The sequence below is a fragment of the Prevotella sp. LMAG:51 genome (assembly GCF_008680225.1).
Lineage (GTDB): Bacteria > Bacteroidota > Bacteroidia > Bacteroidales > Bacteroidaceae > Prevotella > Prevotella pectinovora.
Genome location: NZ_NALQ01000011.1, coordinates 21440 through 36738 on the forward strand (window position 1 = coordinate 21440; position 15299 = coordinate 36738).

Consider the following 15299-nt stretch of genomic DNA (forward strand, 5'->3'; position numbering starts at 1 on the left):
CATCTTCTCATTTTTATCTACTTTGCGTTTACGCAAGCATACATTCTGCCGATATAGCAAGTAATTTTGCAACCGAAAACAAAAACGCATCAAACATATGAACCTTAAACTCAAAACATTCTCTTTTGCCCTTATGGCTTCAGCCTCGGCGGGCATGTATGCACAAACGCATACAGAAAACAATTCTGCAAACGATTCGGAGCAGCCAAAGAAGGAAGAGCGCAACGTCATGCTCAATGCAGCCGACGCCAACAAGCCGCGCGAAATCCAGATAGGTCTGCCGAGTGAGGACGTCACCGTGTATGAGAACGGCTTGCCAGCCGTCTATTCTTCGTCCGTGCACAAGCTGTCCGCCCACTGGCGCAGCGACGCTTCACTTAAAGGCACCGACCTTATGACGCCCTCTGAGAGCGCCATCAAGACCGGCAACATCGCCTATGCCGTTTCGGCTTTCAGCGAGTTGGGCGATAAGAAGTTCAGCGGAAAGCTCAACTATAAGGCCAATCACTTCGGCATGCAGAACTTCGACCTCAACCTCTCCGGTGGCATCGGCAACCGCTGGCTCTACACCGCCGGCATGTATCAGAACTTCGATCCGGGCAGCTTCAAGCTCCGCTTCACCGATTACGCCGACCGCACGCAGATTTATCACTTTGGTCTGACCCGCATCCTCGGCGACGGCAAGGGCAGAATCTCCTTATTATATAAGTATTCTAACAGCAAGAATCCCGGCAACTTCGCCAATGCCGCTCCCTTCATCTATGCCGGTGACGGCAGCATCAAGAAACTTGCCGGTTTCGATCCGGGCCTCGACTCGTACGTTCAGCGCCAGGGATTGTTCAGATATCTCAACACCAAGACGGGCAAGATGGAGACATGGAACATGACCGACGTCAGCGACAACCACGCCAACGAGGTGGCATTGATAAGCCAGTATCAGTTTGACAACGGCTGGCTGTGGAAACTCAACGCCAAATACATGGACGCTCCACGTGCCAACTACGTGGACTATGGAGGCAGCACAATCTCAGAGGTGAGCGAGGCAGACGGCTATCAGCTCTCCGACGGTACGGCATACAGCGGCCTCATAGAGGGTCGTCGCACGTGGCTCCACTTCGGAAAGGTGAGCAACGCCCTGCTGACCACGGAGATGAGCAAGCAGATTGGCAACCATAAGGTGATGATAGGCTTAAACGAATGGTATTACCATCTCAATTATTATTCGTCATCATTCCAGTGGGCTGGCACCGTGGAGGCTTATCCGTGCACCCTCAGCCAGATGTACGTCAATCCGCTCGACCCCACGCAGACCGCCCGTCGCTCTGAGACTTTCGGCTATAACGAGCTAAGCCCTGAATATACGAAGGGTTCGGAGAACAAGCTGGCGCTCTATTTCACCGACGAATGGAGAGTTTCGCCGAAGTTCAAGGTGTTCTATGGCGGACGTCTGGAGTATTACCGCATGGCTGCCGACCAGATAGCCACATCACGCTTCAGCGGTTTCCATCTTGGCAACTACAACACTTACTCCACCGCTGCCGACGGTTCTGTCGTGGCTGCCGAGCACAGCATCGCACCAGCCAACGTCACGAAGGACAAGCTCAACTATGCTGCGACATTGCAGATGACATATAACGTCACCAATCAGTTCGGTCTTACAGCCGACGCCACCATGGCCACCCGCTTCCCGCGCATCAGCGAATATGCCGGAACCGGCCCTACAGAAGAGCAGTATAAGCGTGTGACCATCCCGTTGGTACGTGGCGGAATATTCTACAGAAACAACTGGATTGACCTCTCATCGATGGTGACATACATATCGAAGAGCAACAACATCGACCAGCAGAACCTCACGAAGCCCGGCACATCAGAGGGCAAGACCGTGCTGCTCATCTACAACATCCAGACTTTGGGGTGGACCACGTCAGCCGAGATCACTCCGTTCAAGAACTTCCACATGCACGCCCTCTTCACTTACCAGAAGCCGGTGTATAAGAACTATAACGCCAGCGTGACGTTCAGCGACGGTCAGACCATGAACGTCAATGCCAACAACAAGATAGTGAAGGAGATACCGCAGGTGCTCATCGAGCTGGATCCCAAGTATGACATCACCAAGAACCTCAACGCATGGCTCAGCTTCCGCTACTTCGGCAAGACCTACGCCAACCTTCAGGAGGCGCTCTACTTCAACGGTCACTGGGAGACGTTCGGCGGCATCAACTGGAATGTCAACAAGAATCTCAGCCTCGGCGTGAGCGTCGTCAACTTCTTGAATGAGAAGGGAGCCAAGGGAACCATCAGCGGCTCGGAGCTTATCACGAAGGAAGAGGCTGGCAAGTATGCCGGCAAGTATATGAGCGGCAACTATCTGCGTCCGTTCACAGTGGAGTTCAGTGCAGGCATCAAGTTCTGATGATGTAAGAAAGAGCAAGAACAAGAATTATCTACCAATAATAAACCCATACAACAATGAGAAAATCATTAATGCTGATTGCGGCAATGTGTATGACCTCGGTCATGACATTCGCCCAAAAGACCATCCGTGTGTCAACGGACAAGACCGACCTCGTGATGAAAGTTTCGCCGAAGGGCCGCCTCTATCAGGTTTATCTCGGCGACAAGATGCTTAATCCGTCTGACTATGACAACCTCAAGTGGGACGTGTATGCGGCTTCGGACGTAGCCGTCAGCCAGCGCGGACACGAGGTGTATGCCACATCAGGCGCCGAGGACTACTTCGAGCCAGCCGTAGCCGTAACCCACGCCGACGGCAATATGACCACCTATCTGTATTATCAGTCGTCTGAGCAGAGAGCCGTCAAGGGTGGCACGGAGACCATAATCACTCTTCAGGACAAGGTTTATCCTCTGACCGTGAAGCTCCATTACGTGGCATACGCCAAGGAGAACGTCATCAAGGCTTGGAGCGAGATATCACACAAGGAGAAGTCGCCCATCACATTGTGGCGCTATAGCTCGACGATGCTCTACTTTAACGCCAACAAGTACTTCCTCACCAACTATCATAGCGACTGGGCAAAGGAGGGACAGCCCGAGACCACGCAGCTGAGCACCGGCAAGAAAATCATCGACACCAAGCTCGGCACACGTGCAGCCATGCACGCCGAGCCCTTCTTCGAGTTGGGCTTCGACGAGCCAGCAAAGGAGAACGAGGGCAAGGTGATGCTCGGCACGATAGGATGGCCCGGCAATTTCCGCTTCACCTTCGAGGTGGACAACGTGGGTGCGCTCCGTGTTATCCCCGCCATCAATCCTTATGCCTCAGACTATAAGCTGAAAGCGGGCGAGGTGTTCACGACGCCTGAATTTATCTTCGCCATGAGCGACAACGGCATGGGAGAGGCATCACGCAACCTGCACAACTGGGCACGCCAGTATCAGGTGAACATGGGCATGGACGACCGCCTCACACTCCTCAACAACTGGGAGAACACGGGCTTCGACTTTAATCAGCAGAGCCTCGCCGAGCTGATGAAGGACGCCAAGGATCTGGGCGTGGACATGTTCTTGCTGGACGACGGATGGTTCGCCAACAAGTATCCGCGCAAGGACGACCATGCCGGACTGGGCGACTGGGACGCCACGAAGAGCAAGCTGCCCGAAGGCATACCTGGAATGGTGAGAGACGCAAAGAAGGCTGGAGTGAAGTTCGGAATATGGATAGAGCCGGAGATGGTCAATCCCAAGAGCGAACTCTTCGAGAAACATCCCGACTGGGTGATAACGCAGCCACAGCGCGACACATATTATTATCGCAACCAGCTGGTGCTCGACATCAGCAATCCCAAGGTGCAGGATTATGTGTTCGGCATTGTGGACCGCATCATGACCGAGAATCCCGACGTGGCTTACTTTAAGTGGGACTGCAACAGCGTCATCACTAACATCTATTCGCCCTACCACAAGCAGAATCAGGGCAACTTCTACATCGACCACGTGCGTGGTATCTACAATGTGCTCACACGCATTCACAAGAAGTATCCGAAGCTGCCTATGATGCTCTGCTCAGGCGGTGGCGGCAGAATGGACTACGAGATGCTGAAGTACTTCACCGAGTTCTGGTGCTCAGACGACACCGACCCGTACGAGCGCCTCTACATCCAGTGGAGCCTGTCGAAGTTCTTCCCTGCAAAGACAATGGGATCGCATGTGACAAACTGGAACAAGAACACGTCCGTGAAGTTCCGCACCGACGTATGCAGCTCATGCAAGCTTGGCTTCGACATCGACCTCAAGTCGCTCTCTGCTGACGACTATAAGTTTGTGCAGCAGGCAGTAAAGAACTACAACAGTATGAAGCCGATGATTCTGGAGGGCGACCAGTATCGCCTTGTGTCGCCCTACGAGGGCAGCCATTGCGCCATCAATTATGTCAGCAAGGACAAGCAGCGTGCCGTGCTCTTCGCCTACGACCTGCATCCTCGCTATAAGGAGCCGCAGCAGAACGTGAAGCTGCAGGGCTTGGACGCCAGCAAGACATACACCGTAAAGGAGACTAACCTGATGCCGGGCAAGCAGTCGGAGCTGGAGTGTGACGGCAAGCAGTATAGCGGCGACTATCTGATGAAGGTAGGTCTGAGCGTGTTCACGGCGCAGGACGGCATCAGCCATGTGCTGACGCTGGAGTAAGCAGACGCAGACAATACAGAAAAGCATCAACTGTTTCTTAGACAAGAAGACATGAAGAACATGTTTTTCTTGATAACCTTGTGTTTTGTTTGTTTTTTCTGATTATGGGCGCGTGCTGTGCACAAATAAAAGGGTTTACGTTAGGTTGTCGAGAACTGGTTCTCGTAAGACCTAATGTAAACCCTTTTATTTAAATCCGATAGGATTTGTGCCCATAAGCGGACTGTGGATTAAGGTCTTTGTCAAAGCACTGCCTTACCTATATAATTCATAGGAACAAAAAAAAGAAGCGTTTATTTTTGTCATCTCGACAAATCAGAAGATACTTCAAGCTTGAGTACAAAGCAGGAACGTGGAAGCATGCACAGCGTGTTATAGCAAAGATTGAAGTGTCAGCCGAAGGGACCAATATCCGTTTTGTCGTCACCAGCAATAGGAACAATTCAGTTGAGACCATCTACAAACGTTACTGCAGACGTGGTGAAATGGAACTGTGGATAAAAGACCTGAAGTACTTCAAGGCTGACCGCATGTCGTGCAACACCTACCGAACGAACTATTTCCGACAGTTCCTCTATGCGGCCGCATTTGTCAAGGCCCACAGTATGAAGCACACCATCTTCAAGAACACTCAGGTGGAGAGGTTTAAACCTTATTCTAATTCGTCGAACTCACGTTACTTACTTGGTGTTCATACTTGTTAATCTTGCCTAAAATATGCGTTTGCATCATACAACATACCCCTTTTCCTTGTACCTTTGTATAGTATGAGAGCTCGAAAACGTGATAATTGGGGTGCTGCGCATGCTCGAAAACGTGATAATTGGGGTGCTGCGCATGCTCGAAAACGTGATGATTAGGATGTTTTGCATGCTCGAAAACGTGATAATTGGGGTGCTGCGCATGCTCGAAAACGTGATAATTAGGATGTTTTGCATGCTCGAAAACGTGATAAGAACTATTGTTGTTCATTATTAATGTAAGGAATAATTATGAAGAGGAAGATCTATAACGAGATGCTTCTGTGGAAGCAGAATGCTCAAGGAAAGTCTGCTTTAATGATAGATGGAGCTCGTCGAATAGGTAAAAGCTATATTGTTGAAGAATTTGCCAAGAATGAATATAAGTCATATATTTTGGTAGATTTCAATAATGCAGATGATAACTTGATAGAAATCTTTGATAAGTATCTGAGGAATTTAGATGTATTCTTCAGCTATCTTGCTTTGTATTATAATGTCACGTTATATCCTCGTGATACGGTTATTGTATTTGATGAAGTTCAGCTTTGTCCTAAGGCGCGTGCAGCTATTAAATATTTGGTAAAAGATGGGCGTTATGATTATATCGAGACAGGTTCTCTGGTAAGCATCAATAGGAATGTGAAAGATATAGTTATTCCGTCGGAAGAACATCGTATTAATATGTTTCCTATGGATTTTGAAGAATTTCTTTGGGCTGTAGGAGATGAGCAGCTAATGCCATTTATTCGTATGTGCTTTGAAAAGAAACAAAAGCTTGGTCCTCTACATCGTAAGGCTATGAGCCATTTTAGGCATTATATGATAGTTGGAGGAATGCCACAAGCTGTAGCGGAATATGTAGAAACCAATGATTTTATGAAGGTCGATATGGTGAAGCGTAATATCCTTTCACTCTATAAGGCTGATATAGAGAAATATGCTGTTGGCAACGAAATTAAGGTAAAGGCTATTTTTGATGAGATACCATCTGCTTTGAGTAGGCATGAAAAGAAATTCCGCTTGGCATCAATTAGCAATAAGGCGCGTTATCGTGAATATGAATCTTCATTCTTTTGGTTAGCTGAGTCAAGGGTGGTGAATATCTGTTACAACTCTACAGCTCCAGATATTGGTTTGAGAATGAATGAGGAACGAACAACGTTGAAGTGCTATATGGCTGATACAGGTCTTTTGATAAGTCATGCTTTTAATCTTAAGACTATTATGGGGAATGAGCTTTATCTGAAATTGGCTTTAGGTAAACTTGAGGTTAACGAAGGTATGTTGGTAGAGAATGTTGTGGCGCAGATGTTGAAAGCATCAGGGCATGAATTGTTTTTCTATTCTAATAATTCTAAAAATAGTGCAGAAGATAGAATGGAGATAGACTTCTTGGTTTCTAAACCTGTTATAACAAATCGCCATAACATATCCCCTATAGAAGTTAAATCTTCTAATAGCTATACGATAACATCATTAAACAAGTTGAGAACTAAGTTTGCTCCGATGCTAGCCGAATCGTATGTACTTCATCCTGCAGATGTTGAAGTTAAAGATGGAGTTGTGTATCTTCCTCTGTTCATGGCGAGTCTATTATAGATGTTGGTACCCAAAACTCTGCAATGATCGTTCTTGCAATTTATTGGGCAGACGTCTGACTGCAATTGTGCCCATCCGGGGCAAGCAGCGTGCCCATGATGGGCAAGCAGCGTGCCCCGGTTGGGCAAGCAGCTTACCCCACTTGGGCAACATCAATGCCCCGAATGTGCCCGTTGATGCCCAAAACAGAAATCAAAGTGTTCTTTGGATGAAACAGGATATGGAACTACTCGGTTTGGCAGGTCTTGGCGCGAAAGAAACTGTTGTCGTTGTGTGTGGATAGTCTGGAAGTGATGATACTTCGGCTTTCAAAATGATACTTCTATGATACTTTTCTGTAAAGAAACAAGAAAAGTATCATTCTTCCAAGTCTTTATAAACCAGAGACTTGACGGTAAAATAACGGCAGAAAATGATACTATGACACTTTTTTTCGGGAAAACACTTTTATCTCCAATAGGTCATAATGGCTTGCATGGACATATAGTGAGTTGGAGAGTGCTGACGATTTGACCATGCGGACGATAACGACCGACTTGCATTGACATGTGGTAAGTAGGAGAGAGGCGTGTGGATATTGAAGAGTGGTGGGCGTTTATATGGGAAAACAAAAGAAAATCCCCGGTACAAGAGCGTTTGTTGCAGCTTGTGCCGGGGATTGTGTATTCCGTTTATCCGTTTGTCATCGTTTGAACTTCCGGTAAATCTTCCATGCGAACAAGGCACCGTCGATGATGCCGACGCTCGAGCTGAGGACGCTCGACAGAGTGAAACCTTTCTGTCTGGTCTTCTTCTCCGGCTTGAACATCGCGTTCCATAGCAGACCAATTTCTTTCTGGTCTTTGTTCATTCCTTTGAGCAACTCTTCACGGCGAGCCGCGATGTCGTCCAATGAATGGAAATGCTGTTGGTGGTTCTGAGTCTTGTCCATAAGCTATCTGTCCATTAAAACATCGGTGAGGAATTTCACCAACGGACGCTCCACGAGCGGTTTTCTGAATAGGAGGAACAGTAGGAAGGCAACCAGATAGAATGCCCCCACCACGCAGAAGGCTCCAGCATACCCGATGCAGTCGGACAGCCATACCGTGGCGGCGAGCGAGAAGAATATCAGTGTCATGATGATTATGAGAGCCAATACCGCCACTATCACGAGTGCCGTTATCAGTCTGACAGACTTCTCTATCGCTCCGAGCTTTATGTATTCGCACTGAAGGCCGAAGTAATGACGGGCTAACTCCACGAGTCTGCCTATTATGCCGATGTTCCTATCACTTGAAAACATCAATGTCCTTGGATTTAGTTATAGTTCGTTTACCTTGTTCTTTGTCCATCCGCCAAGCGTGGCAGATGGCTGGAGGCAGGTGTTATACCTCCTCAGATTCAGCTGCCGCATCCTGGATGTCGTCAGCCAAGTCACCCATTTCCTTGCGTGTCAGCTTGATGCTATGGCGCTTGCAGAAGTCGTCGATGGCGTCAGTGATTTTCTCTCTTGTATCGGTACCCTTTTCTGGGGCGAGTAATAGACCGAGTGCTGTTCCTGCCAGAGCTCCGCCGAGGAATGCTCCGATGTAACCTAATGCTTTCATAATCTTCAGATGTTAAAAATTAGACTAAATGTTATTGTGAAAGCAAATATAGTGCTTTTTTTTGTATCGGCAATGCCTTTTTACTATTTTTTTGCCCGCTGAAGAGATAAAGAAGGTATTTAACAAACTTTGTGTGCCGCAATCTCTTTATTTACACCTAATTTATTTAACTTTGCAGAGATTTTGAAAAATAAGAATGTATAACCAAACAATATAACTGAAATGAAGAAATATACTATAATCTGCGCAAGCCTTTTCCTGGCTGTTGCATTCACAAGCTGTGGTTCGTCTGAGAAAGCATACAGAAAGATGTATGAAAAGGCACAGGCTGCCGAAAACAAGACCGCTACAGAACAGCCTACAGAAGAAGTTGCAGTAGTGACTCCAGTTGTGGAGAAGCCAGCCAACGAGACAGTTGTCGTTGACAATACCGACAATGTGCCGGTGCGTCAGGGCAAATACTCTGTGATAAGCGGTGCCGGACTGAAGTCGTTCAGCGTTGTGGTAGGCTCTTTCTCTGTGCAGGCAAATGCAGAGGGAATGCAGGGACAGCTCAACAACAAGGGCTATGCCGCACAGGTGGCTTACGACTCGGCTACAAGGATGTATCGTGTGGTGGCAACTACATTCGATACCAAGAACGAGGCTGTGCAGAGCCGCAACCAGTTGAGAAGCCAGTATCCGGACGCATGGCTGCTCTATAACCAGCAGTAATCAGAACCGTGGCACGCATACTGTCGATAGACTACGGAAAGAAACGCACCGGACTTGCCGTGACCGACCCCCTGCAGATCATTGCAGGAGGGCTTGCCACAGTGCCTACGGCGCAGCTCTACGACTATCTCGTGAAATACATCAGCGAGGAGAGCGTGGAGCTGATTGTCATCGGCGAACCGCGGCAGCCGAATGGCGAGCCGAGCGAGAACCTGGCGAGGGTGAGACAGTTTGTGGCGCGCTGGAAAAACCATCAGCAGGTGCCTATCATATACTATGACGAGCGTTTCACATCGGTGCTTGCACACAAGGCGATGATAGACGGCGGACTGAAAAAGAAGGCGCGTCAGAACAAAGCGCTCGTAGATGAAATAAGCGCAACAATAATATTACAAAGCTTTTTGGAGTCAAAGAGATGATTTTACCTATATATATATACGGACAGCCGGTATTGAGAAAAGAATCGGCTGATATTGGGAAAGACTATCCCAATCTGAAGGAACTGTTGGCAAACATGTTCGAGACGATGGAGGAGGCTAACGGCGTGGGACTTGCCGCACCGCAGATAGGACTGAACATCAGGGTTGTGGTAATCGACCTCGATGTGCTGTCGGAAGATTTTCCCGAATACAAGGGATTCAAGAAGGGATTCATCAATCCACATATCATAGAATACGACGAAACGAATACGGAGAGCCTGGAGGAAGGATGTCTCTCGCTGCCTGGCATCCAGGAGAAAGTGACACGTCCTACACGCATCCATGTGCAGTATCTCGACGAAGACCTCAACGAGCACGATGAGTGGGTGGAGGGATATCTGGCCCGTGTCATGCAGCACGAGTTCGACCATCTCGACGCCAAGATGTTCATCGACCGCATCTCTCCGCTGAGAAAGCAGCTCATCAAGAGCAAACTGAAGGCTCTCTTGCAGGGACGCTACCGCTGCAGCTACCGCACAAAGGCGGCAAGACGCTGATGCGGGGCTCGATGAGCCGTCGTTTTGACGAAGATATTCTTTTAGAACAACAGACACGTAATCCTCATGCTACTATGCGCAAGATACTCTTATTGGTATTATGTTTCGCCTCGTTGGCCTTTGCCAGGGCGCAATACAACATCGACAGATTGATAAGGGTAGGGCAGAGCGCATTGTATTATGAGGATTATGTCTTGTCTATACAGTATTTCAGCCGTGCCATAGCCTCAAAGCCATATCTCTACGAGCCGTGGCTGGGAAGAGGCGAGGCGAAGTTCAGGCTCGACGACTATGTGGGGGCCGAGGCCGACTGCACCGAGGCGATAAGACTGAACCCCTATGTGCCGGTGATTTACGAGCTGAGGGGACTCTGCCGCATCAAGCAGAACAATTTCTCTGGAGCCATAGCCGACTACGACAAGACGATAGAATACGAGCCGGACAACAAGAACCTGTGGTATAACAGGGTGTTGTGTAAGCTGGAGGACAAGGATTATGACAAGGCATCGGCAGATCTCGACGTGATGATGAGGCGCTGGCCTAAATATTCACAGGCGTTCAGACTCAAGGCAGAACTGTGTCTGCAACAGAAAGACACTCTGCAAGGAAGCCAGTATCTGGACAAGAGCCTGGAACTCAACCCATACGACGGTGAGGCATGGGCGACACGCTCGATGATAAGTCTGGCTAAGTCAGAATGGAAAGACGCTGAGCAGCAGCTCTCCAAGGCAATACATCTGAAACCAAGCATGGCGGGATATTATGTGAACCGTGCGTTGGCAAGATACAATATCAACAACCTGCGTGGAGCGCTGGCGGATTACGACAAGGCAATTGAACTGGAGCCGAACAATTTCCTGGCACACTACAACCGAGGACAGCTGCGTGTGCAGGTGGGCGACGACAACAGGGCGGTGGAGGACTTCGACTTCATAATCCGTCTTGAACCAGGCAACGTGATGGCTATCTACAACCGTGCGCTGCTGCGTGAGCGCATTGGAAACCTGAGAGGTGCGATTGCCGACTATTCCACATTGATATCACAATTCCCCAATTTCTGGGTAGGACTCAGCAACCGTGCCCGCTGCTACCGCCGTCTCGGCATGACGGCGAAGGCAGAGCTCGATGAGTTCCGCATCTTCAAGGCGCAGAACGACAAGTCGAATGGCTATCAGCCACGTTGGAGCAAGAAGAAGATACGTGATGTGAGAAAGAGAAGCGAGATAAACTTCGACAAATACAACCAGCTCGTGGTTGACGACAAGGCAGAGGTGGACCATGAGTATGAAAACTCCTACAGAGGAAAGGTGCAGAACCGCCACCTCGATGTGGAGTATATGCCGATGTACCAGCTCTCGTTCATCCAGTACAACAACGGCGTGAAGTCGTATGTCGCTTCAGATGAAATCGTTGACCGTTTCAACAAGGAAATGGCAGAGAAGTCAGACGCCACGATACACAATGCCAGCTTGCCACTACAGATAACCTGTAATCCGAAGAGCCTCGACGAGGAAACATCGAAGCGCTATCTCGTGATGATAGACTCGCTGAGCGATATGATACAGAAATCGAAGGACCTGCGTGGCGACAAGGGGTATCTGCTCAAAAGGGCTGTGGCGTATTGCGTGACCCAGAATTATTACGATGCAGAAAACGACCTTTCGGCATATCTGCAGATAGACAGCACCTCGGTACTCGCATATTGGCAGAGGGCGGTATGTCTGACGATGTTGAGGACATTCGATGCGTCGATGGGAGGCAAACCGATGTTCAGTGAGCAGAAGGCTATCGACGACCTTGCCAAAGCGATAAGTCTCGACGGCAACAACGCATATCTTTATTACGACAGGGCAAACCTGTATGCCGCATCCAAAAACTATGGCAAGGCGCTGGCAGACTACGACAAGGCCATCTCCATTGACGGCAGACTGGCAGAGGCTTACTATAACAGAGGAATGGTGAGGGTGTTTGCCGGAAATGTGGAACAGGGAGTGGCAGACCTCAGCAAAGCTGGCGAACTGGGACTCGTGGATGCCTATGTGGCAATAAAGAAATATGGAAACAAGAAGGGAAAATGATAGATGAAGACATATTTAACGTATGTTCTTTCTTCGTTTCACAGGAAAATAGTAATTTTGCACTTGTTAAAACAATCGCGGGTATTCGTATCACTCGCTAAAAACAAATAAATACAATTATGATTAAAATCACATTTCCAGACGGAACTGTTCGTGAGTATGAACAGGGCGTGACTGGTCTGCAGATTGCAGAGAGCATTTCGCCGGCTTTGGCCCGCAACGTATTGGCTTGCGGCGTGAATGGCGAAACGGTAGAGTTGAACCGTCCTATCAACGAGGATGCAAAGGTAACATTGTACAAGTGGGAAGACGAAGAAGGCAAACACGCCTTCTGGCACACATCAGCCCACCTGTTGGCTGAAGCGCTCCAGGAGTTGTACCCTGGAATCCAGTTCGGTTTCGGACCTGCTGTAGATAATGGATTCTTCTATGATGTTATGCCGAAAGACGGTGTAGTGATCAAGGAGGGAGACTTCGACAAGATTGAGAAGAAGATGAAGGAGCTCGCGGCTAAAGACGAGCTGCTCGTGCGTAAGGAGGTTTCAAAGGCAGACGCCCTGAAGGAATTCAAGGCAGACGGTCAGGAATACAAATACGAGCACATCGACCAAGACCTTGAGGACGGTACCATCACCACATACACACAGGGCCATTTCACAGACCTCTGTAAGGGTCCCCACCTTGTGAGCACTGGTGCCATCAAGGCAATCAAGATAACAAGCGTTGCCGGAGCCTTCTGGCGTGGCGATGCCAAGCGTGAGCAGATGACACGAATCTACGGTATCACTTTCCCAAAGAAGAAGATGCTCGACGAATATCTCGTGATGCTCGAAGAGGCAAAGAAGCGCGACCACAGAAAGATAGGCAAGGAGATGGAACTCTTCATGTTCTCAGAGCGTGTGGGCAAGGGACTTCCTATTTGGCTGCCGAAGGGAACACAGCTGCGTCTGCGTCTTCAGGAGCTGCTTCGCACTCTCCTGAAACCATATAACTATCAGGAGGTAATTACTCCGGGAATCGGCGGAAAGAGCCTTTATGTTACTTCTGGCCACTATGCACACTATGGCAAGGACGCCTTCCAGCCAATCCACACTCCAGAGGAGGATGAGGAGTATATGCTGAAGCCGATGAACTGTCCGCACCATTGTGAGGTATATGCCCGCAAACCACGTTCATACAAGGATCTGCCATTGCGTATCGCAGAGTTCGGTACGGTGTTCCGCTATGAGAAGAGCGGTGAGCTGCATGGATTGACACGTGTGCGTACGTTTACACAGGACGATGCCCACATATTCGTGCGTCCGGACCAGGTGAAGAAAGAGTTCGAAAACGTGATCGACGTAATCCTCAAGGTGTTTAACATCTTTGGATTCAAGGACTACGAGGCTCAGATTTCACTTCGTGACCCAAAGGACACAGAGAAATATATCGGCGACGATCAGAATTGGGAAGACAGCCAGAATGCCATCCGCGAGGCTTGTCGCGAGAAGGGTCTTCAGTGCCGTGAGGAAGAAGGCGAGGCTGCGTTCTACGGACCAAAGCTCGACTTCATGGTGAAGGATGCCATCGGACGCAGATGGCAGCTCGGAACAATCCAGGTGGACTACAACCTGCCGGAGCGTTTCAAACTGGAATATACAGCAGAGGACAACTCTAAGAAGACTCCGGTAATGATACACCGTGCACCATTCGGCTCGCTGGAGCGTTTCACCGCCGTGCTCATCGAGCATACCGCAGGTCATTTCCCACTCTGGCTCACACCAGACCAGGTGGCTATCCTGCCAATCTCAGAGAAGTATAACGAATACGCAAATAATCTTGCCAAGTATCTTGACGGCAAGGGCGTGCGTGCAAAGGTTGACGACCGCAACGAGAAGATTGGACGCAAGATTCGCGACAACGAGATGAAGCGCATCCCATACATGCTCGTAGTGGGAGAGAAGGAGCAGGCCGAGGGTACTGTTGCCGTGCGTAAGCAGGGCGGTGGCGACCAGGGCGTGATGAGCAAGGAAGACTTCGCCAAGAAGATAAACGACGAAGTGGCTGAGATGCTTAAAGGCTTGACATTGTAATGAGTTCGTTGCGGCGCTGCCGCACAAGGATATGGAGAATGGGCGTTTGCGATTATTCGTGAGCGCCCATTTGAATTGAATGATGTGTAGATTGTCTTCAGATTTCTGTTACTTATACCAGTCTTGCCAAATCTGTAGTTTTGGCTTCTTGAATCGGGCTTCTAAGTAAGCTGTGCGGTAATTATGTTCAGAATGCCGCCATTCGAGTCGGACTTATGTCTGCAATCCTGCAATTTGGTATAAAGTGATGAAAATTAAACACTTCTGAAAGAGGTATTTACCACAAAATGCAAAAAAACCGAAATATATTTCCGTATGCCGCCAAAAACTCGTATATTTGCAAGCCCAAAAGTAAGGACAAAGATATATAAAACAATAACGTATAAAATAAAATGACAAAAGCAGACATTATAGAAGAAATTGTTGCTTCTACAGGTGTGGCAAGAAAAGATGCAGCCACTACTGTCGAGGCATTTATGGAAGCTATCAAAAACAGTTTGTTGGAGAGAAAGGAAAATGTTTACTTGAGAGGTTTCGGTAGCTTTATCGTGAAGCACCGTGCAGAGAAGACAGCAAGAAACATCTCTAAGAACACAACAATTGTGATTGCAGCCCACGACTTCCCAAGTTTCAAGCCTGCCAAAAGCTTCGTCAGCAAAATGAAGGGCGAAGAGTAAGAAAGATATTATTAACAACATTATATTAAACAATTAAAAAACAATAAGATTATGCCAAACGGTAAGAAGAAAAAGGGCCACAAGATGGCTACTCACAAGCGTAAGAAAAGATTAAGAAAGAACAGACATAAGAGCAAGTAAGACTAACTGCAGAGTTAGTGCTCAATGGAAGGTCTATTCGGACTGGGCATGTCAATC

General features: G+C 48.5%; 13 protein-coding genes and 1 pseudogene. 11 read left to right on the plus strand and 3 right to left on the minus strand.

Annotated features, from left to right (window positions below; all coding sequences use genetic code 11):
• Positions 1–154: 154 nt before the first annotated feature.
• From CCC32_RS03895 to CCC32_RS03915, 5 genes and pseudogenes are all read left to right on the plus strand, one after another.
• The gene (locus CCC32_RS03895) at positions 155–2416 is read left to right on the plus strand and encodes a TonB-dependent receptor (protein ID WP_287072516.1); all 2262 of its coding nucleotides are present in this window, start codon (positions 155–157) and stop codon (positions 2414–2416) included.
• Positions 2417–2472: 56 nt separating this feature from the next.
• Positions 2473–4653, plus strand: coding sequence for an alpha-galactosidase (locus CCC32_RS03900; protein WP_287072465.1), 2181 nt, complete (start codon positions 2473–2475; stop codon positions 4651–4653).
• Between the two features lie 239 nt (positions 4654–4892).
• Positions 4893–5300: pseudogene (locus tag CCC32_RS03905) on the plus strand (transposase); the annotation flags it as partial.
• Positions 5301–5436: 136 nt separating this feature from the next.
• On the plus strand, positions 5437–5631 hold the full coding sequence (locus CCC32_RS03910; RefSeq protein WP_287072467.1) for a hypothetical protein: 195 nt from the start codon (positions 5437–5439) through the stop codon (positions 5629–5631).
• A 14-nt stretch (positions 5632–5645) separates the two neighbouring features.
• Entirely contained in the window at positions 5646–6995 is a 1350-nt protein-coding gene (locus tag CCC32_RS03915) for an ATP-binding protein (protein ID WP_287072469.1), read from the plus strand.
• Between the two features lie 682 nt (positions 6996–7677).
• Here CCC32_RS03915 and CCC32_RS03920 read toward each other — a convergent pair.
• From CCC32_RS03920 to CCC32_RS03930, 3 genes are all read right to left on the minus strand, one after another.
• Positions 7678–7926 (minus strand): hypothetical protein, encoded by a 249-nt coding sequence (locus CCC32_RS03920; RefSeq protein WP_278841877.1) that lies wholly within the window; start codon positions 7924–7926, stop codon positions 7678–7680.
• Positions 7927–7929: 3 nt separating this feature from the next.
• Entirely contained in the window at positions 7930–8280 is a 351-nt protein-coding gene (locus CCC32_RS03925; protein WP_022315859.1) for a hypothetical protein, read from the minus strand.
• Between the two features lie 82 nt (positions 8281–8362).
• Complete coding sequence (locus CCC32_RS03930) at positions 8363–8584, minus strand: YtxH domain-containing protein (RefSeq protein ID WP_022315860.1); 222 nt, start codon at positions 8582–8584, stop codon at positions 8363–8365.
• Positions 8585–8806: 222 nt separating this feature from the next.
• Between CCC32_RS03930 and CCC32_RS03935 the strand changes: the two genes are divergently transcribed.
• The 6 genes from CCC32_RS03935 (at position 8807) to CCC32_RS03960 (ending at position 15101) form a co-directional block, all read left to right on the plus strand.
• Positions 8807–9298 (plus strand): SPOR domain-containing protein, encoded by a 492-nt coding sequence (locus tag CCC32_RS03935; protein ID WP_022315861.1) that lies wholly within the window; start codon positions 8807–8809, stop codon positions 9296–9298.
• Between the two features lie 8 nt (positions 9299–9306).
• Positions 9307–9717: a Holliday junction resolvase RuvX gene (gene ruvX / locus CCC32_RS03940; RefSeq protein ID WP_022315862.1), complete on the plus strand. Its 411-nt coding sequence runs from the start codon at positions 9307–9309 to the stop codon at positions 9715–9717.
• Positions 9714–10274 carry a peptide deformylase gene (gene def, locus CCC32_RS03945; protein ID WP_287072473.1) on the plus strand — a complete coding sequence of 187 codons (561 nt, stop codon included), beginning with the start codon at positions 9714–9716 and terminating at the stop codon, positions 10272–10274. The genes ruvX and def overlap by 4 nt, the downstream gene beginning before the upstream one ends.
• Positions 10275–10348: 74 nt before the next feature.
• Positions 10349–12352 carry a tetratricopeptide repeat protein gene (locus CCC32_RS03950; protein WP_042519561.1) on the plus strand — a complete coding sequence of 668 codons (2004 nt, stop codon included), beginning with the start codon at positions 10349–10351 and terminating at the stop codon, positions 12350–12352.
• Positions 12353–12471: 119 nt separating this feature from the next.
• Entirely contained in the window at positions 12472–14424 is a 1953-nt protein-coding gene (gene thrS, locus CCC32_RS03955) for a threonine--tRNA ligase (protein ID WP_287072477.1), read from the plus strand.
• Positions 14425–14816: 392 nt separating this feature from the next.
• Positions 14817–15101 carry an HU family DNA-binding protein gene (locus tag CCC32_RS03960; RefSeq protein ID WP_022315866.1) on the plus strand — a complete coding sequence of 95 codons (285 nt, stop codon included), beginning with the start codon at positions 14817–14819 and terminating at the stop codon, positions 15099–15101.
• The last annotated feature ends 198 nt before the right edge of the window (positions 15102–15299 follow it).

Coding starts and splice junctions, on each gene's coding strand:
- CCC32_RS03915 (WP_287072469.1), top strand. CDS start 5,646: ATGAAGAGGAAGATCTATAACGAGATGCTTCTGTGGAAGCAGAATGCT.
- CCC32_RS03900 (WP_287072465.1), top strand. CDS start 2,473: ATGAGAAAATCATTAATGCTGATTGCGGCAATGTGTATGACCTCGGTC.
- CCC32_RS03950 (WP_042519561.1), top strand. CDS start 10,349: ATGCGCAAGATACTCTTATTGGTATTATGTTTCGCCTCGTTGGCCTTT.
- thrS (WP_287072477.1), top strand. CDS start 12,472: ATGATTAAAATCACATTTCCAGACGGAACTGTTCGTGAGTATGAACAG.
- def (WP_287072473.1), top strand. CDS start 9,714: ATGATTTTACCTATATATATATACGGACAGCCGGTATTGAGAAAAGAA.
- CCC32_RS03960 (WP_022315866.1), top strand. CDS start 14,817: ATGACAAAAGCAGACATTATAGAAGAAATTGTTGCTTCTACAGGTGTG.
- CCC32_RS03925 (WP_022315859.1), bottom strand. CDS start 8,280: ATGTTTTCAAGTGATAGGAACATCGGCATAATAGGCAGACTCGTGGAG.
- CCC32_RS03920 (WP_278841877.1), bottom strand. CDS start 7,926: ATGGACAAGACTCAGAACCACCAACAGCATTTCCATTCATTGGACGAC.
- CCC32_RS03895 (WP_287072516.1), top strand. CDS start 155: ATGTATGCACAAACGCATACAGAAAACAATTCTGCAAACGATTCGGAG.
- CCC32_RS03935 (WP_022315861.1), top strand. CDS start 8,807: ATGAAGAAATATACTATAATCTGCGCAAGCCTTTTCCTGGCTGTTGCA.
- CCC32_RS03930 (WP_022315860.1), bottom strand. CDS start 8,584: ATGAAAGCATTAGGTTACATCGGAGCATTCCTCGGCGGAGCTCTGGCA.